The following is a 23,194-nucleotide window of genomic DNA, read 5'->3' as shown; positions in this document are numbered from 1 at the left end:
GGGTGTGCATACTCCCGAGCCCGCGAATCCTCGCCAAGAGAGACCCTCGATGACGGATACCTGCATCCGCAACTGTCACGCACTCGTACCGGACGCGAGCGGCTCGCTCACCATCTCCCGAAATCAGGACATCCTGGTGCGGGGCAACCGCATCGCGGAGCTCCGCCCCACCGGGGGCCCCGTGGAGTCCGGCGTCACCGTGCTCGAGGGGCGGGGGATGCTCGCCATGCCCGGGCTCATCAACACCCACGCCCACGTCCCCATGGTGCTCTTCCGCGGGCTGGCCGAGGACGTGCCCATCGAGCGCTGGTTCAACGAGTTCATCTGGCCCCTGGAGAGCAACCTCACCGAGACGGATGTCTACTGGGGCGCGCTGCTGGGCCTCATCGAGATGATTGAGGGTGGCGTCACCACCGTGGCGGACCACTACTTCCACATGGATCGGGTCGCCCAGGCCGTCGAGGAGGCGGGCACTCGGGCGCACCTCGGGTGGGCCATGTTCGGCAGCAATGGACTCAAAGCACTCGCCGAGTCCGCCGCCTTCGCCGAGCGCTGGAGGGGCGGCGCGGGCGGCCGCATCACCACCTGCATGGCCCCGCATGCGCCCTACACCTGCGATGACGGCTTCCTGCGCGCCTCCGCCGGGCACGCCAATCGGCTCGGGATTGGCATCCACATCCACGCCGCCGAGGAGATGAATCAGACGAACGCCAGCCTGGAGAAGCGGGGACTGACTCCCATCCAGGTGCTCAAGGATACCGGCGTGCTCGGCGTGCCCACGATCATTGCCCATGGCTGCGGCCTGCTGCCGCAGGACATCGAGCTGCTCGCGAAGTATCGCGATCACGTGGGCATTGCCCACGCGCCCAAGACGTATCTCAAGCTGGCAATGGGCATCACCCCCATCCGAGCCTTGCGCAAGGCCGGAATCGCAGTGGGCCTGGCGACGGATGGGGCGGTCAGCAATAACACGCTCGACGTCTTCGAGAGCCTGCGCCTCATGACGCTGATGCAGAAGCATGAGGCGCTCAACCCCGAGGCCCTGCCCATTCCCGAGGCGCTCGACATCGCCACGCGAGGCAGCGCGGCCGTGCTGGGGATGGGAGACCGGCTTGGCACGCTCGCGCCCGGCTACCAGGCGGACATCATCCTCGTGGACACGAAGGGGGCGCACTGGCAGCCGCCCCACAACCTCGCCGCCGGACTGGTGTACAGCGCTCGTGCCAGTGATGTGCACACCGTCATGGTCGACGGCCGCGTCATCCTGCACGAGCGCCGTCACCTCACGCTCGACAAGGAGCGAGTGCTCGCCGAGGTCGCGAACACCATGGAGCGCATGGCTCGGCGAGTGCCCGAGTCACGCATCCAGAGTTACAAGCCGTGAGGCTCGACACATTCAGCAACAACTTCGAGGGACTTCTGGGTGCTGAGCTCACCCCACCGCGCGCACGGGCTGGGGCTGGAAGCCATCCAGGAGCGCTTCCATGAGCCGCTCCACCTGGGCCAACGGCACGCCCTGAATGGTGAGGAGCGTCTCGCCCTTCTGGACGCTCGTCTTGAGTTGCACACGGCCGCCCTGGGCGAAATGCCGCGAGAAGCTGTCACGCATGAACTGGATGCGGGCAGCATCGGTGGCGGGCATGGGGGCGCGGGAAGGCTTGCGCATGTGCTTCGCCGCCTGCCTCAGCTCGTCCAGGCTGCACTCGGCGAAGGACTTCTGCTCCACGGTCCCGTCCTCCTGCGGCACGTCAATGGGCGTGAGGCCCGGGTCTCCAACCGTGGGCTGGATGTCGGCCTGCTTCGCGTAGGTGCGCAGCGTGTAGAGCTTCATCACGCCATGCGTCCTGCACGCCTCCTCGGAGAACTCCCGGGCCACGGCACCGTATCGGGACAGGGTGGACTGCGAGAGTTCCTGAATGTGCTGGGTGAAGTACACCTGGGCACTGTCGTAGTTCTTCTGCTCCGCCAGCTTGTTGTCCACGACGTAGTTGTAGAGGCGGCCAATGTTGTAGTGCCCGGCATTGCCCTCCTTCAGATGCGCGAGGATGGCATCCCGCACCTGCTCAAGCGTCAACGTGAGAAGATTGCTGCTTGCGTTCGTTTCCATGATTCCCCCCAAAAATGGAGAAGAGGTGAAACAGCCACGGGTCATCGCGGCTGACCGAGCACATGGCATGTACCGGGCCAGAGGATGGGCTCCGTGAAATCACCTACTTGCGTGAGAGGTGCTCGCAGAAGAGTCCCGGTGCCCGGAGAAAACCGTCCACGCTGCGGGACTCCTCATTCCACTTGTCACCGGTGACAAGTGAAACGGCGCGGATGCATTCCACTTGTCACCGGTGACAAGTGAAACGGCGCGGATGCATTCCACTTGTCACCGGTGACAAGTGAAACGGCGCGGACACCTCCCGCCTCCAGAGGTGTACAACTGCGGGATGAAGAAGGAGTCCACGCGTGGCTGAAAAGAAGACCTGGAAGGGCGGACGCCTGGGACCGTTCCACCTCGGCAAGCGGTACAAGAACGTGGGGGTGGACCTGGGCCGTCTCTACGCGGCGCACAATGTCCACACGGGCGATGCCGCCCTCGTCGTGATGCCCGGAGATCGCACGGACTGGGAGCCCGGCGAGTCCTGGCGCCTGCGCGCTACCGCAGAGTCCGAGCCTCCCTATCTCGCGCTTGAGGTGGAACAGGCGCCTGCCTCGGGCCGGCTGCCAGATTTGTCCAACATGCTCGACCTCCTCACTTCCGCTGTGGAGCGATTGGAGAAGAACGAGGAGGCCCGAGCCCATCTCACGGGCGGCTCGGTGAGCGCCTGGAAGCGGTGGGTGGGGCGTATGAAGCGGCTGCTCCGCTCACCGCGCGGGCTGATGGTCGCGAGCCTCACCGTGCTCGCCCTCGGGGCGCTCCTCCTCTGGCCACTCTTCTGGGGAGATTCAGAAGGACCCAATGGCGAGCGGGCCAGCGCCGGTGCGTTGGCAGTGACCGAGTTCCCAGCGCCCGCGATGGTGGACCTGGACACCGCGAGTGTGCCGGCCATCACCTATCCGCTGCCCGCCAAGCCATTCAGCGATCAGGCAAAGGCCCCCTGCTTCCCCAAGTCTGGCGAGGTGGAGATCAACGGCGGATGCTGGGTGGAACTGGCGAAGCGCCCGCCCTGCTATGAGGACCAGGCCGAGTACCAGGGCAAGTGCTACATGCCGGTCTCTGCGAAATCCCATCAGAAGAAGCTGCGCGAGCCGCACTCCGTGCAACCGTAACCGCGTCATCCGCTATGTTGCGCTCCCCTACCTGGAGCGGAACAACGCATGAGAGGACGCCTCTCCCTGCTGCTGGCCGGCTTGCTGCTGCTCTCGCCCGGTTGTCACCGAAGCACGAGGTCCGACGAGGCAGCCGCCGACTGCCGGCACTCCGAGTCCATCTGCGGCACGGGCACCTCCTGTGCCGCCAACGGACAATGCCTGGTGGACTGCCGGCAGAACCTCGCCGAGGCCTGCGGCTCAGGGCTGCTCTGCAACCAGGGCACCGGTGCGTGCGAGGCCGCCCAGAAGCTGGACTGCAACGCGGTGCCCGGCCTCTGCTGGGAGAACCAGGTCTGCGACGCGCCCACCGGCTACTGCCGCGAGGCCTCCATCGACACCGAGCTCGCCTATGACGTCCAGCTCTACGACTACACGCTGCACGTCGACACCGCCGCGAGCACCTTCTCCGGGCAGGTGAACATCTTCCTGGTGGCCACTCGCAGCGGAACGGGAACCCTCACGCTCGACGTGGGAAAGACCGAGGAGGTCCCCGTCGCGGCAGGCACGGCACCGTACACGCCGTACACCGTCACCTCGGTGCGGGGCCGCTCCGGCGCGGAGCTGGCCTTCACCCAGGACTCCACTGCCGGCACCCTCACCGTAACGCTCGGGACACCGCTCGAAGCCAACGCCTCCGAGGTCCTCACCGTCGCCTACCACGGGCCCCTCAACCCCATCTCCGACAGGAAGCATGCCCTCTACTTCACGGGCCTCATGAAGCGAGAGGGCAAGCTGGGGCACCCGCTCGTGCAGACCTTCGGATGGCCCAATCACACGCGCCGCTGGCTCCCCAGCCATGACCACCCCCGCGACATCGCTCGCGCCATCGCCCGTGTCAGCATCGACAATAGCCTCCCCGTCCAGGCCAACGGCGTGCTCGTCCAGGAGTCCAGCGACGCCACCCGCCGCCGCACCTTCCTCCTGCGCCAGCCGGTGCCCACCTACGCCCTGCACTTCATCGCCTCTCACTCCACCCGCGTTCCCCTGGGAACCGTGGAGGGAGTCCAGGTGGACGCGTACACATACCCGGTGGCCTCGGAGAGCGCTGTTCCCCCTCGCTGGTGGGCAGGAACGCTCGGGGCCATGAAGTACCTCAACGAGGCGCTCGGGCCCTTCCCCTTCGAGCGCTACGCGATGATGCAGGTGCCCTCGGCCCTGGGCGGGATGGAGCACGCCACCGTGGTGTCCATCGCCGACACCCGCTCCGAGGGGCCCGATGAGGACGGCCATGGGCACCGGCTCGTCATCCACGAGATGCTCCACCACTGGTGGGGCGACAGTGCCCACCAGGCGAGCTGGGAGGAGTTCTGGCTCAACGAGAGCCTCGCATCGTTCTACACCGCTGAGGTGGTGGGCGTGCTCGGCAGCAGGAGCGCGTTCCAGGCGGAGTTGGACCGTATGAAGGCGGCCATCTTCAATGCGCCTGCCCGCTACGATGACGACGCGCTCCGCTGGTCACGCCATCCCGAGGAGGTCCCCGGAGCCACCACCCAGGCCTCGTTCGCCGCGCCCTACGTCAAGGGGCCCTGGGTCTGGCAGATGATCCGCCGCCAGCTTGGCGAGCCTGCCTTCGCCGCCTTCATGAAGAAGTTCTACACGGCCACGCGCTTCAAGCCCTACAGCACCGCCCAACTGCTCGCTCTGCTCAACGCCGAGGGCTCGGTGGATTTCACTCCCTTCTTCAAGGAGTGGGTGTACGGCAAGGGCTGGCCCAAGCTCGCGAGCACCTGGAGCTACGACGGGGCCCGCCGGGTCATCCGCCTCACGGTCCGGCAGACCCAGGACGTGGCCCGTTACGGCACCTATACCTTTAGCGGGCCCATGGCGCTGACGTACGCCTTCGACGATCAGAACCCGGCCACCGCCACCTGCACCGGCGAGGTCACCTTCACCGGGGGAGCGCTCGAGTCCACGGTGGAAATCCCGTGCACCCAGGCGCCCACCACAGCAAGCCAGCCGTTCACCCGGGACCTGCTCGTCGAGCTCGTCCCGTAGCGGAGTCAGGACCCATCACCAAGTCCTGGAAACCCGACATGAACACCAGAACACTCCCCCAGAGGCTCATGGCGTTGAGCCTCAACCTGCTCCTTCTCTCTTGTAGCGCCACCCAGCACGTGGTCCCGGGTCCTGCCGGTCCGCACGAACTCTCCAAGTACGTGCTCATCATCCAAGAGACGCCGGACGGGAAGTCGAAGCACGAATGGAAGCCGCTCAGGGATTTCGAACTGACGAAACTCCAGTACGCCATGAACACGGTGACCACCCATCGAGGCATCGTGCGCGTCTCCTCAACAGGATTGGAGGACTATTGCTACGGCAGGGGCCAGCAGTGCAAGGAGGACTGCCTCAGGAGCCGTAACCCATTCCCCGTGGGTCACCTGCGCTATCCCAGGTACAAAGGTCCGTGGCGTGACGGCAAGACCTGGTGGTGTCGAGAGTCCTGCGGAATGCTCGAGGATATGTGCAGGAGGGGGATGGGCGAATGGGCCGAAGAGTACGCTGCGGAGTTCGATTCGACAGAGTCGGCGGTTGATTGGCTCGAGAATCACCGTGAGGAGATTCTGGTGGGTACGGTCATCGTCATCGCGGGGGTCGCCTTCGTCGCAGTGACCATGGCCTCGGGCGGAAGTACCCTCTACTTCGTGCCCCTCTTGATGTTCGCGGATGCCCCCCAGGGAGTGCCCCCCGAGGCCCCGATTGCGGAGAGGACACCGTGAGAATCCAGGAACTCCTCGCAGATGCATCACAATTCATATCGCCCCGGTGGAGGGCGGCGCTGGCCAAGGGTAGAGCACAGGAAAAAGAGCTCTGGGGCTACCTGTACGAGCTCACATCCTTCATCCTGGAAACCGGCCAGGCCTATCGGTTCGAGAACCATCTCGAGGGGCTGGATTCCACCTCCCGTCCACGCGTCAGCGCCGCGCTCGATGCGCGCACGGAGGGGACCTCGCGAAAGGCGATGGAGCTTCTCCTGAAGGTGTGGGACGAGACGCCCGAACCTGGACAGAGACAGTCCGTGCTCGTTCTCATCGGCCTCCTCGGCTTCATTGCTGGCACAGGACAGGTCGATGCTTTCGAGGACTACGTCAAGAACCGGCTCGAGTATGCCCCGCTCGCCATGGCCTGCTTCGCGACGCGCGATGAAGCGGAGGCATGGCTGAAGGGCCTCGCGGAACCGCCAAGCCCTGCCCGGATCATCATCGGCGATGAGTACCATCAGGTCTGGTGCCCTCAAGTAGACAGCACTCGCACCATCATTCGCGATTATGTCATCGAGTCCTACATCGAAGAGCTCACCGCGCGGGGAATACCCCCCGCGGTGCCATCATTCGAGACCCGCGCAGAAGCAACGGCGTGGCTCGCGAACCACCCGGCTGCTCCCTTTGCCTTCGTGTCCATTGCAGGGGAGCGCTACCTCGCGGTGCGCCACAAAAGGCTGAATCGCCATACTCTTCACCATGTCGCCTCCGCGTTGAGCGAATGGGAAGAGGAGAAGATGAGGAGGGCCGGGGAATAGTTCCTCCCCCTCCCTCCTCCAACATTGGAGAGGCTCAGTTCTCCACGGCACCGGAGAGGAAGATCCAGTTCTCGATGGAGGTGAGTTCCTCCTGGGGCAGCGGCGAGTTGCCGTTGAGCGGGTTGATGGGCATGCGGCTGCCGGTGATGCTGCCGTCGCCCGTGAGCTTGAGGAACAGGTAGCTCTTGTCCAGGCTGCCCGGCTGGATGAGGTTGAGCGTGGGCTTCTGCAAGGAGGGCTTGAGCACCAGGCGCTCATAGACGTCATGGGCAGAGCCAAGCAGGTTCAGCCCGCCTTGCGGATTCTCACCCCCGTGGCAGCCACCACAGTTGGACTGGAGGATGGGCAGCACGCGCGCGCCCCACGTATCTCCGGAGCCCGCGAGGCTCAGGGCCGAGGGGTTCGCCGAGTACGAGCACTTGTTGTAGTCGATGGACGAGCCCAGGCTCCACTGGGTGGTGTTCGGGTCGAGTCCCTCGATGAAGCACATCAGCGCCAGCATGTCCTGCACGTTCGGCGGCTGGTTGGCCAGCGGCATGCGAGTGCCGGGGACCGACTGCTCACCCATGTATCCGCGCAGGCGTGCCACCAGGTAGCTCTCCTCGGGCTTGCCCGGCTTGATGAGCGGCACGGTGTTGCCGGCAATGCGCGCGCCGTAGGTGCCATTGCGGTTCTGGTCCCCCTGGACGATCCCGCTGGCCACCAGGCTCTCCACGGTGTCTCGCTGGTTCTCTCTCACCTCGGCGAAGAGGTGCCGCCGGTCATCGAGCACCCACCAGTTCGTGTCGTAGCTGGCGAAGGCCAGCTCCTGCACGTTGCCCTGCTCGTTGACGAAGTTGCGCAGGAAGGTGCCGGTGGCGTTGATGCGGTCCTGGGTCACGGGCACGGGGTCATGCAGGTACAGGTGCAGACCCACCGTGGTGGCGTCCGGTCGCGTTCCCCTGGGGTCCAGCTCCGGCGTCTCCCCGGGGATGAGCTCGAACCAACCAATCTCAATCTCCTTGAAGGACTGCTCAACGAAGCGGAAGCGGTCCCCCAGGCGCTCGCACCGGTCAAACACACCGGTCGCGGTTCCGGACTGCACGTTGCACGGGGCGCCGATGGAGGCCACGAAGGTGCCCGGCGTGTGCAGATCCGGGTACTCCTTCTGGTTGTGGCACACGCCGTTGGTGCCGCTGCACGTGCGCATCACCAGCTTGCGGTGCAGCTCGATACCGGTGGGGTAGATGAGCTGGGCGCCCAGCACATCCACGTCCGAGCCCGTATATGGAGTCCCCACCGAGGAGCCGCCCGGGGTGGGACGCGCCGGGTCGAAGGGGATGGTGCCCGGATCATTCTTGTTGAAGTCCGTAGGGCCGCAGGCCAGCGCCAGGGCCCCGAGAGTGGCGGCAAGAAGAGAGCGCTTCATGCGAAGAAGTCCTGGATGGGGGCGTCAGCGGGGAAGACGCCCTGGTGGTCGGCACCGAGCATGTCCAACATCGTCTTGAGCACGGAGCGGTACGAGTACACCGGGCCGGTGGCCTTGAGGTTGGAGCGGTTCACCGAGCCGAGGCTCTTGCCGCCCTTCCCCGCCCGGGAGATGACGCCGCCCATGAAGGGCATGGACATCCACCGGGTGGCCAGGTCGCTGCCGTGGTCGCTGCCGTTGGCGGAGTTGTAGCGGCTGCCACCCGTGGTGCGGCCAAACTCGCTGCCGAGCACCACCAGCGTCTTGTCCCAGTACGACCCGCCCTCGGGGTGCGTCATCCGCTGGAGGGCCGTGCGCAGGCCACTCACCAGCCGGTTGGCCGCGTCCATCTCGTTCGGCAGCTCCATGTCCTCGCGCGAGTGGAAGTCGTAACCGCCCTGGTTGAGGAACACCGCCGGGCAACCGAAGTGGAAGAGGCGCAGCGCGAGCGCCGCCCGCATGCCCGTGCCGTCCTCGCCCAGCAGCGTCACCAGCTCGCTGTTCTTGATGCCATCCGCTTCCTCCTGCGACTGCCTGTTCACCCGCAGCAGGGGATTTCGGAAGATCTTCCCGTAGTCGCTCGTGGCCTTGCGCGTCTGCTGGTACGTCTCCACGCCTCCGCGCAGTGCCGTGTGCAGCCGTGCCTGGAAGCGGGCGTCCATATTGCCAGCCACCTTGGCCGCCCAGGGCGGCAAGATGGAGTCCGGGTCCGCGCTGAAGCGCTCGAAGCCGCTGCCCTCCAGCACCGGCGGCCGGTAGGTGGCGTACTCGCCCGCGCCCGTGGCCATGCCCGCCTCACCCAGGCTGAAAGCGGGCAGCAGGGTGATGCCCTCCTCGGCCGCCTTCCTCACGCGCTCGCGTACCCCGTAGTTGACGAGCGTGAGGAAGCCGGTAGCGCCACCCACGTAGCCCGTGAGGAAGCGCTCCAGGCCCGTGCCATGGCCACCGTCCGCGCGCGCCGAGAAGGGCTCGTGGTCCACGCACGGCAGCACGCACATCTCGTTGGTGAATTCGTTGACGGGCTTCATCCCCAGGTCGCGCCGGACCTTGTTGGTCTCACCCTCCAGCCAGGTGGCGCGCTCGAGCAGCTTGCCCGCGCCCCACTCGGTGCCGGCGGCGCGCTTGTCCGAGGCCCCGAAGGGGTTGAACTCGTCGGTCACGTCGCTGTTGAAGGCGGTGGTGAAGCGGAAGCCGCCAGACAGGCGGATGTAGATGAGGTGGCGCACCTCGCCAAACCCGGGCGTCTGGGCACGGGCCTCGCGCGGCAACCACAGGTGGGGGAAGGCCAGGGCGGCGGTACCTGCGCCCAGCCCCTGCAACAGCCGGCGGCGACCGAAGGTGCCGGACTTCTTGTCATCAGAGTCGGACATGGGAAGGGCTCCGGGGCTAGTAGAAGACGCGCTCGGCGCTGGAGAGCAGCGCGAAGCAGTAGGGACGGGCGAACTCTTCCGCCGGACACAGGGTGAGGGCGCACTCGGTACCCGCCGCGCGGGCCTCGGCCTTCTCCGTGTCATCCGGCGAGCGGCCAAGCAGCAGCCGATACTGGTGGGTGGCAATCTGCTCGGCCACGTCCGCGTCCACCGCGCGGCTCGGGTCCATGCCACCGGGCAGCAGCTTCTCCACTGCGGCTCCCTTCACCTTGGGGTCCTGCGTGGGGTTGCACAGCTCCTGCACGAAGGACAGCTGGGTGGCGGTGGTGAGGATGCTCACCACGCGGAAGCGCCCGCCCGACACGTTCTCCGGGCAACCGCCCAGGGTACGCGCCAGTTGCGAGTAGCGCTCGTCCAGGTCGCCCTTCTCGTTCAGCTTCCAGCGCGACTGCTGCAGCAAGCTGAAGCTGGCGACACTCCCCGACTCCAGCAGATTCTCCGGCTGGCTGATGCGGTGGTCGCAGCCGGGCAACTCATAGCCGGTGTTGCGGGCCATGGAGTCAATCCACACCTCGGCATCCACCTGCTTGAGCGGGCCGTACGTCCACCGGTAACCGGAGGCCGAGGCGCCCTCGGCGGACTGGAGGTAGGCCGCGGAGGTGGCCACCGCGTAGTGCACCGAGCGGATGTCACCGTTGTGCTGCAGCACCCAGCGCACCAGCTCCTCGCGCACCTCGGGGACACGTGCGGACAGCTCATATCCCAGGTACTGCATGAGCACCTCGTCCACCGCGCGCTCCCAGAAGGCCAGGTCTCTCGCGAGGATGCGGCCCGGCGTCTGCAGCTTCGCCCACTCTTCGGGCTTGAGCAGTCCGCTCCACATCATCGGCTCGCCCGTCCCCGGGTCGCGCGAGGCGCGCAGGTCCGGGGTGAAGACGAGCTCGTTGTAGCCCCACAGCACGCTGGCGCACTCTCCTCGGGACACCTCGTCCACCTGCCCGTTGTCGTCCAGGCAGCGGAAGCGGATGAAGGCATCCGGCAGGCGCATGCCGAGCTGCGGGTGGTCGTAGTAACCCGAGTGCCACAGCTTGTAGAGCCGCGACATGTCCGCGCGCTCATGCTCGAAGGGAGGGCGGCCCAGGAAATGGTTGAAGAGCGCCTCCGCCTTGTCGCCCGGGTCCGCGTAGCGGCGCGTCAGCACCGGATGGGCGCTCACCACCGCGGCGAACAAGTCATACGGCACCCGCCCGCGGTGCAGCTTCTCCACCAGCCGATCCATGTCGTAGATGGCCTGGAGGCTCGTCACCTCGTTGCTGTAGAGGAAGCGGTCCGCGGCCCGGCGCTGCTGGACGAAGATGAAGTCGTCGCTCTCCATCAGCGTCTTCACCGTGGCCCCCCACCCGCCCGAGCACGTCGCCTCGGCCTCGTCCGCGCCAGGCACGCGCCCCAGCATGTCCACGAAGAGCCGGCGGCAGGCCTCGGCATGCACGATGGGGCGGTTGGACAAACCCACGCCCCAGAGGCTGCGGCACAGCCCGCGGTTGACGGGGTTCTGCAGGCCCGCCCCGTTGCAGTACGCCACGCAGTCCGCATCACAGTCAGGCGGGCGCGTCTCGTTGGGCAGCGAGCCGACCGGGCGCGCCGCGGGCAGGGTGTCATCCCCCCCCGCGAAGGTGCCTTCCGTAATGGGGTCCCCGTTGCCCACCATGCCACCGGGGCCTTCGGCCACCTGCTCCGGCTCGAAGGAGTAGGTGGGCTGGCACGCGGCCAGCATTGTGAGTGCAGAGAAGAGAAGCGTCCGAGAGACTGTCATGCACGACTCCCAGCGAAAAAAGGGAATGCCTCAGAGGGAGAACTCGGCTCCGATGGAGAGCCCCAGGCGCAGCCCCAGGGTGCTCCAGTTCTTCGAATAGCGGAACCCGGAGATGTCCTGGCTCGTTGCGAAGAGGAACTGCTGCCCGACCTGGCCGAGCAGATCCGCGCGCAGCCAGATGCGATCGCTCATCTGCCGCCGCGCGCCCAACGACGGGCCCACCAGCCAGCCCACGCGCGGCACGCTCCACGCGTCCACGCCCTGCGCCTGGAGGTTGCGGATCGTCTCGGCGAACTCGAGGCCGGGAATGAGGAAGGAGAGCCCCGCGCGCCCGGCGAAGACGACCTCCATCTTGTCGGCGACGGGCAGGCCGTACTCCCCGGAGACGAACGCCTCGTTGAGGATGCCGAAGCCGAACTGCTGGCCTCCAGACGCGACGTAGTTGCCCAGGATGCGCACGCCCGCGCCCACCCGCAGCCGCTCGCTCACCGTGGGCACGGGGGTGTTCGCCCAGGCCGTGAAGGACAGGAAGCCCGCCGAGTAGTCGAAGGTCTCGTCCAGCTGCACGGCGTTGATGTTCTGCACCCCCGTCATCCGCGCCGATTCCAGGTAGAGATCGGGACTCACGCCGATGCGCATGCGGCCCTGGGCAACGGAGGGAGCCTTCGACTCGGCCGCGGCGGAACGGGACGCCGTGGACTTCGACGCCGGAGTGGGCCGGGCCTCCGCTACGGTTTTTGGCGCGGGCCGGGCAGGCTCCTCGGCGACCTTCGTCTCCACGGCGGGCGCGGGAGGCGGCTTTGCCTCGGCCGCGGGAGCGGGAGCAGGCTCGGGCTCAGCGGGGGCCGGCTGCGCGGCAGGCTCCGCCGGAGTGGTCTTGGAGGAGCTCGTCCGGGACGACTTCGAAGACTTCGAAGTCTTCGAGGACTTCTTGGACGGAGCGGCCTGGACCGCCGGAACGGCAAGGACCAGCAGCGCGGAGAGGAGGCCGCAGCAGACGCGAGGCAGCGGCTGGAACATGGGGCGCGAGCGGAGGGAGGGCAGCACGGGAAGACTCGGGAGCAGGAGGCACGAACCGCGAAGGTCTACTTCAGGACTGCGCTCCTCCCGGGTCCCAGCCAGACACGGGAGGAGTGAGGCAACAGCGGAGGACTCAGTTGCGGCGGCGGCGCAGCAGCGCCAAGCCAGCGGTCAGCGCGAACGCCACCACCGGAGCACCACCGGTGGAGGAGCAGCCACCCTCCTCCTCTACCGGCTCGTTGCTGCCGGTGACGGTCACGCTCAGCGTCGTGACCGCGGCCGCGTCTCCGGTGACGTTGTTGTCACCGTTGACCGAGTTGCCGGCGGCGAAGAGCTTGACGGTGCCCGCCGAGGGGGGCGCCACCAGCGAGAAGTCAAACGTGATGGCGCCGCTGGCGGCGGGCTTGGCCGCCTTATGGGTGAGCTCGTTGCTCTGCTTCTTGGTATCCGTGCCGGGCTCGAGCGACGCCGCCGTGTTGTCCACGGCCACGTTCATGCCGCCCTTCAAGCCAGGGCCCCCGGTGATGGTGAGCTTGTACTGGCCCGTCGCACCTGCGGCGAGCGTGGTGGGGCCGGTGAGCTCGACGGTAGGCGCGGAACCGCCCGTGTGGCAGGTGGAGCACGTCTGGCTCGTCTTGCCAGAGTTGGCAGTCATGCCTGCGGAATTGGCGAGGGCGGGGGCGGACAGCAAGCAGGCCGTGAGCACTCCAGCGGCACCGTACGACGGGAACTTCATACAACCTCCATGAGTGGGGGTTCTCTATTTAACTCGCTTCGCCCCCTTCCTCCCATGGCCCCCTGACAACTCGCGGGGGAGCCGCTCTTCCCTGGACCGTGCCGCCGAAGAAGAGCGGTATGGCCGTAAAAGCTCCCTACATCAGGCGCTTGCACCTCCATGTAATCTGGAGCGGGCTAGCGGGCCCGAGAGCTCACGGCTGCCGGGTGAAGACACAGGCCGGAGCCATCGCCGTCCCCCCAGCCACATGGCCCGGGCAGGAAGCAGTGCCCCCATCCAGGGTGGAGTACGTCTTCGGATAGTCGGTGTGCGCGGTGCGCAGCGTGTAATCCGCTGGTGCGTAGTCCTTCCGGTCCACGGCGCGCACGGACACCTCGACGATGCCACCCCGGATGAAGCGGGGCTCGAGGCAGGCACAGGCGTAGGGCTGCACCGTCACCTTCGTGACGCCCCCTGCGCGCTCGAGTGCGTACAGAGGCTGTAGGCCGCCGGGACTGTCGCTCGGCGAGTGCCAGGCACGCTGCGGCTCTCCGCGATACGTGAGCGTCAGCGGCGCCCCGGTGCTACCGGTGGACACCCGCGTGCAGCCGGTCCCCGACTCCGGCCGCTCCGCATCACAGAAGGTCAGGTCCAGCGCGAGGCCCAGGGGCATGCCCCCATCGGGCAGGTCGGCCACCTCCCACTGCAGTTCCCAGGTGCGGTCGATCGGCTCCATGAGGCCCGCGGGCAACTGGAAGGCGAAGGTGTCCACGTCGCTGGGCACGGCATCGTAGTCCGCGGGGCCGCGAATGCCCTGCCCCTTCGCCGGGTCATTGCCGACGAGCCCGCCCAGGCCGTAGGAGATGGAACCCCTCACCTCGTAGTCGTCACCCCTGGGCGGCTCGGGGAAGGACGTGCCGGCATCGTCACTCGCCAGCACCTTCGGCGTCTTCCCTTCCGTCTCCGAGCTGCGGGAAGTCTCGTCCGGGTCGCTCAGCCACTCCACCTCCAGACGGTAGTCCTGGTCGTCCGCCCAGTGGGAGCCCTCGTCGTGGATGAGGAAGGAGTAGCGCACGGAGGCGGCGTGCGGCGGCACCGGCAACACGCCCTCGAGGTTGCGCAGGTCGGAGAAGGACTCGGACTCATCGCGCGAGGAGTGCAGGCACAGCGGCGTGCTGTTGCTACACCAGCCATCCACCAGAGACGTCACGGCTGGGTCCGTTCCATGACCGTTCCCCTTGGGGCACACCTCTGCCTTCGTGATGCAGTCGGTGGTGGAGCCCGACACCTCCGTGAGGACGCGCACCCGCCGGTTCGGGAGCCCGGGCAGCGGAGGGAAGCGGCCGCCCGAGGACAGTGGCGCCAGCCGGTAGTGCAGCACGGAGTGCGCGGTGTGGGGGGACAGGCGAACTGCATACCAGTCCTTGTCCTGCACCGAACCCAGGCGTCCGGTGAAAGACGTCGTCCTCGACGGGCTACCGGTGAACTCCACCACCTTCGCCCGCCCCAGCTCGTCATTGCCGCCAGGCCCCTCATTCGGGTCACCCTCCTCCAGCACCTTCACGTCCACCATGTACGTCTGGCGAAGGTCTCCCAGCGCCGGGAGGTCATCGGAGGTGTCACCGTCCCAGCCTCGCACCCGCACGTGCCACGTCCCCGCCGCCGTCACCCGGCGCGCGGTGGCCAGGTCCGCAGCCTCGGAATGGGTGCTCACGTGGCCGCCAGCCTCGGTTGTGCCGTCCGGGCGCAGCAGCTCGTACGAGAGGAGCCAGGCCGGAGGAGGCTCGGGCGCCAGGCTCGGCGCCGTCACCCGCACGTAGGCAATCCTTCCGGCCGGCACGTCGAAGGAGAAGAGGTCCACGTCCCCGTCGGTGGCCAGGTACCCGGAGACACTCCCCGCCTGGACATCACCCGAGCCCGTCAGCGGCACGGGCGTAGCCTCCGTGTCGTTGGGCTCGTTGCCGTCCGGGTTGTCCAGCACCTCCACCAGGAGGGAGTACGGGTTGTGCGTGTCGAAGCCGGGGCGGCTGGGGTCGGAGGGCACGTCCTCGAGCCGCAGCACCAGGCTCGCGCCCGGCTCGGTGATGGGAAGGAGGAACCCGACCGGCCCAGGCTGGCCCTGGCCATGCACATCCACCCGCCGGGGCACGAGCGAGTCGCCGTTCTCTCGCAGGAGGCTGACGGACAGGTTCACCTCGGTGAGGGGCACGGGGTAGACGGCGGTGACGCGCAGCACCGAGCGGGGCCCCACGTCCGAGGGGATCCGCACGCTGTACCAGTCGGAGTCGTTCTCGAAAGAGAGGTAGCGGTCCTCCAGGGGCACGCCGAGCGTGAGCTGACAGCCGGGTGAGCGCAGCGCCTGATGGCGGTCATTACAGAGGTCGGCGCGCTCCTGTTCCTTTGGGGGGCAGGCGGAGAGGAGCAGCAGCACGAGCGGCAGCAGTCGAACGGACACCGGGGGGCAAGCCATTCGCAGGGGGGTGCTCATCCGGCGGGATTGTAGAACCGAGCCCGCACTGCGAGCGCAAGAGCCTCTCGTCGAGGGTGGCAGCCGGGTGCCGGAGGGGCCGGGTCACCGACCCCCCTGGGGGGGACAAACGTCTCACGAATACCCACAAGTCCGCCGGGTGAGGATATGGTGAGGCCCTACCCGTTCACGTTGGCCCTCCGCATGTACCTGCGCAGCCTCACGCTCCAGAACCTCAAGCTCCTGCGGGATGTCGCCATCTCCTTCACCCGCTCGGATGGGGAGGTCCGGCCCTGGACCGTCTTCGTCGGGGAGAACGGACTGTGCAAGACGGCCATCCTCCAGGCCATCGCGCTCGCCGCGAGCGGCTCCTCGCTGGGTAGCGAGCTCGCGGACGTCACCTCGCTACCGGACCGGCGGCTGCCCTCCAGCGAGCTGATGCTCATCGGCGCCGAGTTCACCTTCGGTCAGGAGGGCCATAGGACGCGTGGCTATCCCGGCCTGGAGAAGAGGCACTCGCTGCCGCCCTATGTGAGGAGCTCGGTGGCGGCCAAGAGCACCTGGCGCGAGCTGGTGGGCAATTCGAGGTACGTCGGCGTGGAGCACACGCGCGTCTTCGATCCCATCCGAGAGGCGCGCCGCACGCAGCTTCCGGGGTGGTTCGTCGCGGGCTACGGCACGGCGCGCTCCCTGCCCCGCCCCAATGCCATTCAGGGCGAGGGCCTGTCGGATCCCATCAAGCAGCGCCTGGCGAACCTCTTCGACCAGGGCAGTCTCATCGCCACCGGCTTCGCCGACGTCTTCGAGCCGGCCCAGGCCAAGGCCTACAGCCGGGTGCTCCGGCAGGTGCTGCTGCAGGGCAACCTCCTGCCGGGCCTCGTGGGCCTGGAGCTGCGGAGCCACGGCATCGTGCGCACCCGGCAGGACGTGCTGGAGGCCCACCGCTTCGAGCTGGAGATGGGCGGCCAGCGCATCAAGATTCCCGCCACGTGGTTGTCCCATGGCTACCAGAGCTCCATCGCCTGGCTGGCGGACCTGATCGGCCACTTCCTCCTCGAGGCGGGCAAGCCCGTGGCGCCCGAGAAGATGGAAGGGCTCGTGCTCGTTGACGAGCTGGACCTGCACCTGCACCCGCGCTGGCAGACGACGCTCGTTCCCGCGCTGAAGGCGACCTTCCCGCGGCTCCAGTTCGTCGCCACCACCCACTCGGCAATGCTCCTGCCCGGGCTGGAGCAGGAAGAGGTGCTCGTGCTCCGTCAGGACGAGGACGGCAATGTCGACGTCGCCCCGGCACCTGCCTCGCCCTCGTGGCTGACGGGCAGTGAGCTCTTCGACGTGTTCTTCGACAAGAAGGGCAAGCCCCTGCGCAGCAGCCGGAGTCCCGCGCCCCGCAAGAAGCAGCCCGCGCCGGAGAAGGCGCAACGCGCCCCCAAGACGGCCGCCCGGACGAAGCGGAAGTAGGCGCCGGACCTCGACACAGGGAGGCTCCGGCAACGGCCTCAGTCCTCCTGCGTGAGGTACCTCAGCAGCTCTTCCTCGTCGTTCGTCACCAGGCGCCGGATGGTGTCCTGCCTGGCGTAGCGTTTGACCTGCAGCATGCCGACGGCGCTCTGGACGAGCACGCCCACCTTGCGGAAGCCGCCGATCCACCGAGCACGGACGCGCTGCAAGGCGGCTTCGAACTCGGGATCATTCCGGCCAGGAACGGCCCGGATGTCGGCGATGAGCGCGTAGCGTGCCCGGCCCAGGTCGTCCAAGGCCTTGATGAGCGCCTCGAATTCGGCATCGAACTCCTGGAGGGTGCCGAAAGGCTTGTCGCTGCGAATGGTACGGATGATGCCCATCCGCTCGTCGACGAGGACGGTGAAGTAATCGCTCCGGAACACCTGCTTGGACATTGCCGCTACTTTCTACACCGTCAGCGGCTCGGTGGTGAGGGCCTCCGAACCGGGAGGCACCTCCGCGTCCGGTGAGTCCAGCAGGACCAGCAAGGGGATGGCTGCCCCGGTATCCCCGAAGCTGGCCATGCCGCGCACGGTGCCCTCCACGCGCGAGCCATCGGGCCGCTTGAGCGAGAGCGTCTGCCCCACCCGCACGATGGGTGCGCGCCGCGGGATGCCGGGCGAGAGCAGCACGCCTCGGCCATCCAACCGTTGGATGGCATCCACGGTGAAGAGGTAGCGCTCTCCGCCGCCCGCCCCCACCTGCCGCGCGAAGAAGGCGGCCAGCCGCTCCATCAGCAGCATCGCGTGTTGCTGCACTCGCGCCACCCGGGGAGCCTCCCGCTTCAGCAGCTCCTCGGCGGTGAGCCCCACGCGGGTCGCGTCCTCCTGCGAGCTGTGGACCCAGCGCTCGAACAGGCCCCCATCCACCTCGGGGTGGAACTGCACGCCGTAGGACTTGCCCACCCGGAAGGCCTGCTGCGGGTAGCGGGCAGTCGAGGCCAGCAGCTGCGCTCCGGGGACTGGCTCGAAGGTGTCCCCCTGCCAGTGCAGGACGTCGAAGAACTCCTCGAAGCCGGCGAACAGCGGGTCCGACAGCCCCTCCAGCGTCAGTGACACCGGGTGGACGCCCAGCACCGGGCCCTTCTCGCCCGGGTGGACGCGGGCGCCCGCCGCGGCGGCGAGCAACCGCGCGCCCAATCCGAGGCCAAGGCTCGGCCGGCCCGCTTCCAACCGACGGGCCAGCAACCGCCGCTCCTCCTCCAGCAGTGGCGGGGGCTCTCCCTCCTGGAGTCCCAGGGACTTCCCCATCACCACGACGAGATCCGCCTCGGTGTCCTCCGGGCGCGGGTCTCGGCACCGGACATCCAGGGTGAAGCCCGAGCGCCGCAACGCGGGGCCGAGCTGTCCGGGACCCTCGTCTTCGTCGTGGATCAGAACAACGGCGGTTCGGGGGGATGGGGGAGACGCGTTCATGCCGGGAACATTTGCACGCGGGAGGCCGGGTGCAGGGTCCGTCTGTCTACGCAAGAGGGCCCCGGTGCCGCACTCCATCCTCTGGGTGACAGTGGCGGGCGCCAGGCGTTCACGGTCGGGGCCACCCCAGCAGCACGGCCCCGAGCATCACCAGTCCAGCGCCGAAGAGTTGCCGCCGGCCCATCCTCTCCCCCTGGAGTGCTCCGAGCCCCAAGGCGAACGCGATGGAGGTATTGCGCAGGGTGAGCACGGCGCCAGTGCCACTGTGCACCAGCGCCAGGAGCAACAGCGAGAAGGAAAGCGTACACAGCAGTCCAGCCACCACCAGGAGCAGGGGCCGCGTCATCACCTTCCGGAGCAGCGCCCCCCAGCCCGCCTCCTCGCGGCGGCGCATGAGGATGATCAAAGGAAGCGCCACCCCGAGTGACAGCGTGAACAGGGCCGGAGGCTGTGCACCCTCGCCCAGGGCGCGCTTGTAGCTGAGGTTGAAGCCGGCGATGCACGCGGCGCTCACCAGGGCCCAGAGCACGCCCTCGCCCACCGAGCCCCGGGGCAGCACGAGGTTCATCGTCGCCATGCCCAGGGCCACCAGGGCCGCACCGGCCACGGCCCCGGGGGTGAGCTGCTCGCCCAACCACAGCACGGATACGGGCCAGACGAGCAAGAGCGCCCCACCACGGGACACCGTGTACGCAAGCCCCAGCGGAGCCCGGCGCAGCGCCCGGGCGAGCGCGACCAGGTAGCCGCTCTCCAGGACGCCAGCCACGAGGGACCAGACCAAGGCCGCGGAGGTGGGAAACGCCGCCCCCTGAAGGCCGAGCGCCCATAACCCACCGCACACCACGGTGACAGCGATGACGCCCACCACGGCGGACTCTGGGTCCTCGTGACGCTTGAGGAGCGCGTTCCACAGTGCGTGGAAGAAAGCGGACGACAGCACCAGCACCAGCGCGGCGGAACTCAACGCACCTCCGGGAGACGAGCGCGAGAAAGCGGCGCACTCCATGCCATCGCCGCCCCGACTTCAACCCCTCCGGCTCCCGGACACCGCCCCCCAACGCCTGCCCTCCTCCCCTCCGAAACCTGTATTCATGATGCACGTTTTGCGGGGCCAGGACCCATGGACGCACCGGTTGCGTGCACGGAGGGTGCGAGCCCGAGGGGAGACGGCATGGAACGGGGCTTGCTCTGGGAGGCCACACCCTCCATTCAGGAGCCCCCGGTCATGCAACACAAAAAGCTCTGGCTCGGCCTTGGCGCCGTCGTCCTCGTCTCCTTCCTGGTGCTGGGAGGAGAGGGAGTCCGCATCTCGCGCACCCTGCCGCCCATTCCCGAGAAGGTGGTGACGACCGAGGGAACGGTGCTGTTCACGGGCGAGTCCATCCTGCGCGGGCAGAACGTGTGGCAGTCCATTGGAGGCCAGCAGGTGGGCTCGGTGTGGGGCCACGGGGCGTACGTGGCGCCGGACTGGAGCGCGGACTGGCTGCACCGCGAGGCCACCTTCGTGCTGGACACCTGGGCCCGCGCGGAGAGCCGCGCCTCCTATGCCCTGGCCCCGGCCGAGCGCCAGGCGGCGCTGCGTGTGCGGCTCGCGCAGGAAATGCGCACCAACACCCATGACGCGAGCACGGGCACGGTAACGCTGAGCCCGGTACGCGCCGAGGCGATTCGCGTCAACGCGGCCCACTACGCGGACGTCTTCGCCCAGGGCCGCTCGGCCTATGCCATCCCCGAGGGCGCGCTCACGGATGCCCAGAAGCTGAAGGACCTGGGAGCCTTCTTCTGGTGGACGAGCTGGGTGGCCTCGACGAACCGGCCCGGAGACACGATCAGCTATACGCAGAACTGGCCGCACGAGCCGCTCGTGGGCAACCAACCCGCCCCGGGTGTCCTGATGTGGAGCATCGCCTCCGTGGTGCTGCTGCTCGCGGGCGTGGGGGCGATCATCTGGTACTTGAGTGGAAGGAAGGAGGACGAGGAGCTGGCGCCGCCCGAGAAGGATCCGTTCTCCAGCATGCAGCTCACCCCGAGCCAGCGGGCTACGGGTAAGTACTTCCTGGTGGTGATAGCGCTGTTCCTGGCGCAGGTGGGGCTGGGCGGAGTGACGGCACACTTCGGCGTGGAGGGCGCGGGCTTCTACGGCGTGCCGCTGGCGAAGTACCTGCCCTACGCGGTGACGCGGAGCTGGCACACGCAGCTCGGCATCTTCTGGATTGCCACGGCGTGGCTGGCCACGGGCCTCTTCGTGGGCCCCGCGGTGAGCGGGGTGGAGCCGAAGTACCAGCGCGCGGGCGTCAACTTCCTCTTCGTGTGCCTGCTCATCATCGTCGTGGGGGCGCTCTTCGGGCAGTGGGCGTCGGTGCAGCAGCGGATGGGCAGCGGGGACTATTGGTACTGGTTCGGCCACCAGGGCTGGGAGTACGTGGACCTGGGCCGCTTCTGGCAGCTCTTCCTCTTCGTGGGCCTCTTCGTCTGGCTGTTCCTCACGGTGCGGGCGGTATGGCCGGCGCTGAAGAAGCCGTCCGAGGGCCGGCCGCTGCTGATGCTCTTCGTCATCTCCTCGCTGGCGATTGCCTCCTTCTACGGGGCGGGGCTGATGTACGGGCAGCGCAGCCACATGGGCATGGTGGAGTACTGGCGCTGGTGGGTGGTGCACTTGTGGGTGGAGGGCTTCTTCGAGGTGTTCGCCACGGTGGTGATGGCCTTCCTGTTCACGCGGCTGGGGGTGCTGTCGGCGCGCGCGGCGGTGCCGGCGGTGCTCTTCACCACCATCATCTTCCTGGGCGGCGGCATCATCGGCACGTTCCACCACCTGTACTTCTCGGCGACGCCGGCCTCGGCGATGGCGCTGGGCGCGACGTTCAGCGCGCTGGAGGTGGTGCCTCTGGTGCTGGTGGGCCGCGAGGTGTGGAGCCACATCCGCATGTCGAGGCTGCCAGGGTGGATGGAGCAATACCGCTGGCCCATCCTGTTCTTCATCGGGGTGGCGTTCTGGAACCTGGTGGGCGCGGGCCTGTTCGGCTTCCTCATCAACCCGCCGATCGCGCTCTACTACATGCAGGGCCTCAACCTGACGCCGCTGCACGGCCACACGGCGCTCTTCGGGGTGTACGGCATGCTGGGCATCGCGCTGATGCTCTTCTCGTTCCGGATGATGCAGCCGGACGCGAAGTGGAAGACGAAGCCGCTGGCGTGGGCCTTCTGGAGCATCAACGCGGGGCTGGTGCTGATGGTGGTGCTGTCGCTGCTGCCCATCGGGGTGCTGCAGACGAAGGCGGCCATCGAGCGGGGCACGTGGTGGGCGCGCAGCGCGGAGTTCATGCAGACGCCGCTGATGGACACGCTGCGCTGGCTGCGAGTGCCCGGGGACGTGCTCTTCGCGGTGGGGGCGCTGCTGCTCGCATGGTTCGTCGTAGGACTGAAGACGGGCTGGTCGCTCGAGCGGATTGAGGAGCCTCGGACGAGCCCCGAGCCCGAGCGCGTGGGAGTGGCGGCCCCGGCCCATGCCGTCGTCCAGCGCCGCTGACGCCCCACCACCCAAGCCCCCTGCCCAAGCTCCCCCACTCTCCCCCAATTTCCCCTCTCCCCCCGGGAGAGGGACGGGGTGAGGGTGTCGAGCTCCCCGGGTTGAACCCCGTCAGGGGCGCGGCTCGAAGCGGATGGGCAGGCGGGTGGTTCCATGCACGTGGATCGCCTTTCGAGGCTCCCAGGGCGCGTCGCTCGCGAGCGCGAAGCCCCGCACCCGCTCCAGCAAGACGGAGAGACCAACCCGAGCCTCCAGCCGAGAGAGCGGCGCCCCGATACAGAAGTGGATGCCGTGCCCGAACGCGATGTGCGGGTTGGGCTCTCGGGTGATGTCGAACCGCTCCGCGTCGTGGAACTTCCGCGGGTCCCGATTCGCGGAGCCGATCATCGCCAGCACCATCTTCCCGGCGGGAATCACCTGGCCGTGGAGAGAGACCTCGCTCCGCGTCACGCGGAACATCGCCTGGACGGGCGAGCGGTAGCGCAGGACCTCCTCGATGGCCGAGGGCAGGAGGCCGGACTCGGCCCGGAGACGGGCGAGCTGCTCCGGGTGCTCGACGAGGCACAGGAGCGCGTTGTTGAGCAGGTTCGTGGTCGTCTCGTGGCCGGCCGAGAGGAGGAGTTGGAAGAAGCCCAGAAGCTCCTCTTCCGTCAGCCGCGCACCGTCTACCTCGGCCTCGACGAGCCGGGTCAACAGGTCGTCCTTTGGCACCGCCCGCCGCTGCTCGACCAGGTCCCGGAGGTAGACCCGCATCTCGCTCGACACGGAGGCGAACTCCCCCTGTACCCGGGCCGCCTCTTCGCTGCCCGCGACGGCGTAGCCGAGGGCCATGATCACATTAGGGTTGCAGGTCATGGAGCGCTCGAACGAATCGCGGATCGGAGCGGTGCTCACGGACGCGTTCGCGGTACGCGCCTCGACGGCGACGGCCTCGACGCCTCACACGCAGCACGGCGTGGGGCTGCTCGTCGGACTGGACAGCGACGTCACGGTGACGGAGCCGGGTCGAGCGAGCGTGTGCGGGCGAGTCGTCGCGGTCCCCCCTCATCTGCTGCACGCTGTCGACAGCCCCGGGCCCACGCTCGGGTTCCTCTACGACCC

General features: G+C 67.9%; 18 protein-coding genes. 7 read left to right on the top strand and 11 right to left on the bottom strand.

Annotated features, from left to right (window positions below; translation table 11 throughout):
* Nucleotides 1–49: 49 nt before the first annotated feature.
* On the top strand, nucleotides 50–1,384 hold the full coding sequence (locus tag OV287_RS10935) for an amidohydrolase (protein ID WP_267533958.1): 1,335 nt from the start codon (nucleotides 50–52) through the stop codon (nucleotides 1,382–1,384).
* A gap of 48 nt (nucleotides 1,385–1,432) precedes the next feature.
* On the opposite strand, the gene OV287_RS10930 is transcribed toward OV287_RS10935, so the two are convergent.
* Nucleotides 1,433–2,107 (bottom strand): hypothetical protein, encoded by a 675-nt coding sequence (locus OV287_RS10930; protein WP_267533957.1) that lies wholly within the window; start codon nucleotides 2,105–2,107, stop codon nucleotides 1,433–1,435.
* Nucleotides 2,108–2,454: 347 nt separating this feature from the next.
* Here OV287_RS10930 and OV287_RS10925 point away from each other — a divergent pair, with 347 nt between their 5' ends.
* The 4 genes from OV287_RS10925 to OV287_RS10910 are packed head-to-tail and all read left to right on the top strand — an operon-like array spanning nucleotide 2,455 to nucleotide 6,817.
* Nucleotides 2,455–3,258, top strand: coding sequence for a hypothetical protein (locus OV287_RS10925; RefSeq protein ID WP_267533956.1), 804 nt, complete (start codon nucleotides 2,455–2,457; stop codon nucleotides 3,256–3,258).
* A gap of 48 nt (nucleotides 3,259–3,306) precedes the next feature.
* On the top strand, nucleotides 3,307–5,295 hold the full coding sequence (locus OV287_RS10920) for a M1 family metallopeptidase (protein ID WP_267533955.1): 1,989 nt from the start codon (nucleotides 3,307–3,309) through the stop codon (nucleotides 5,293–5,295).
* Nucleotides 5,296–5,333: 38 nt separating this feature from the next.
* Complete coding sequence (locus OV287_RS10915; RefSeq protein WP_267533954.1) at nucleotides 5,334–6,017, top strand: hypothetical protein; 684 nt, start codon at nucleotides 5,334–5,336, stop codon at nucleotides 6,015–6,017.
* Nucleotides 6,014–6,817: a hypothetical protein gene (locus OV287_RS10910; RefSeq protein WP_267533953.1), complete on the top strand. Its 804-nt coding sequence runs from the start codon at nucleotides 6,014–6,016 to the stop codon at nucleotides 6,815–6,817. The genes OV287_RS10915 and OV287_RS10910 overlap by 4 nt, the downstream gene beginning before the upstream one ends.
* A 34-nt stretch (nucleotides 6,818–6,851) precedes the next feature.
* On the opposite strand, the gene OV287_RS10905 is transcribed toward OV287_RS10910, so the two are convergent.
* From OV287_RS10905 to OV287_RS10880, 6 genes are all read right to left on the bottom strand, one after another.
* A complete protein-coding gene (locus OV287_RS10905; protein ID WP_267533952.1) occupies nucleotides 6,852–8,225 on the bottom strand; it encodes a hypothetical protein in 1,374 nt (457 codons plus the stop codon).
* The gene (locus OV287_RS10900; RefSeq protein ID WP_267533951.1) at nucleotides 8,222–9,634 is read right to left on the bottom strand and encodes a DUF1501 domain-containing protein; all 1,413 of its coding nucleotides are present in this window, start codon (nucleotides 9,632–9,634) and stop codon (nucleotides 8,222–8,224) included. The genes OV287_RS10905 and OV287_RS10900 overlap by 4 nt, the downstream gene beginning before the upstream one ends.
* A 16-nt stretch (nucleotides 9,635–9,650) precedes the next feature.
* Nucleotides 9,651–11,447, bottom strand: coding sequence for a hypothetical protein (locus OV287_RS10895; protein WP_267533950.1), 1,797 nt, complete (start codon nucleotides 11,445–11,447; stop codon nucleotides 9,651–9,653).
* Nucleotides 11,448–11,477: 30 nt separating this feature from the next.
* Complete coding sequence (locus OV287_RS10890; protein WP_267533949.1) at nucleotides 11,478–12,494, bottom strand: hypothetical protein; 1,017 nt, start codon at nucleotides 12,492–12,494, stop codon at nucleotides 11,478–11,480.
* Between the two features lie 106 nt (nucleotides 12,495–12,600).
* Nucleotides 12,601–13,203 (bottom strand): MXAN_6652 family MXYO-CTERM-anchored protein, encoded by a 603-nt coding sequence (locus OV287_RS10885; RefSeq protein WP_267533948.1) that lies wholly within the window; start codon nucleotides 13,201–13,203, stop codon nucleotides 12,601–12,603.
* A gap of 193 nt (nucleotides 13,204–13,396) precedes the next feature.
* On the bottom strand, nucleotides 13,397–15,652 hold the full coding sequence (locus tag OV287_RS10880; RefSeq protein ID WP_267533947.1) for a cell-cell cohesion protein MtsF: 2,256 nt from the start codon (nucleotides 15,650–15,652) through the stop codon (nucleotides 13,397–13,399).
* 165 nt (nucleotides 15,653–15,817) lie between these two features.
* Between OV287_RS10880 and OV287_RS10875 the strand changes: the two genes are divergently transcribed.
* Nucleotides 15,818–17,110, top strand: a complete 1,293-nt coding sequence (locus tag OV287_RS10875) for an AAA family ATPase (RefSeq protein WP_267533946.1) — start codon at nucleotides 15,818–15,820, stop codon at nucleotides 17,108–17,110.
* Between the two features lie 38 nt (nucleotides 17,111–17,148).
* Here the strand turns inward: OV287_RS10875 and OV287_RS10870 are convergent, their stop codons facing one another.
* The 3 genes from OV287_RS10870 to OV287_RS10860 form a co-directional block, all read right to left on the bottom strand.
* Nucleotides 17,149–17,547: a hypothetical protein gene (locus tag OV287_RS10870; protein WP_267533945.1), complete on the bottom strand. Its 399-nt coding sequence runs from the start codon at nucleotides 17,545–17,547 to the stop codon at nucleotides 17,149–17,151.
* Nucleotides 17,548–17,559: 12 nt separating this feature from the next.
* The gene (locus OV287_RS10865; protein WP_267533944.1) at nucleotides 17,560–18,567 is read right to left on the bottom strand and encodes a glutamine amidotransferase-related protein; all 1,008 of its coding nucleotides are present in this window, start codon (nucleotides 18,565–18,567) and stop codon (nucleotides 17,560–17,562) included.
* A 109-nt stretch (nucleotides 18,568–18,676) separates the two neighbouring features.
* Complete coding sequence (locus OV287_RS10860) at nucleotides 18,677–19,531, bottom strand: EamA family transporter (RefSeq protein ID WP_267533943.1); 855 nt, start codon at nucleotides 19,529–19,531, stop codon at nucleotides 18,677–18,679.
* A gap of 261 nt (nucleotides 19,532–19,792) precedes the next feature.
* Between OV287_RS10860 and OV287_RS10855 the strand changes: the two genes are divergently transcribed.
* Nucleotides 19,793–22,093, top strand: a complete 2,301-nt coding sequence (locus tag OV287_RS10855) for a nitric-oxide reductase large subunit (RefSeq protein WP_267533942.1) — start codon at nucleotides 19,793–19,795, stop codon at nucleotides 22,091–22,093.
* 111 nt (nucleotides 22,094–22,204) lie between these two features.
* Here OV287_RS10855 and OV287_RS10850 read toward each other — a convergent pair whose 3' ends face one another.
* Nucleotides 22,205–22,948, bottom strand: coding sequence for a cytochrome P450 (locus tag OV287_RS10850; protein WP_267533941.1), 744 nt, complete (start codon nucleotides 22,946–22,948; stop codon nucleotides 22,205–22,207).
* Between the last annotated feature and the right edge of the window lie 246 nt (nucleotides 22,949–23,194).

The sequence above is a fragment of the Archangium lansingense genome (assembly GCF_026626635.1).
Lineage (GTDB): Bacteria > Myxococcota > Myxococcia > Myxococcales > Myxococcaceae > Archangium > Archangium lansingense.
Note: the sequence above shows the minus strand (reverse complement) of the source record. Positions and strands in the feature narration are given on the sequence as shown.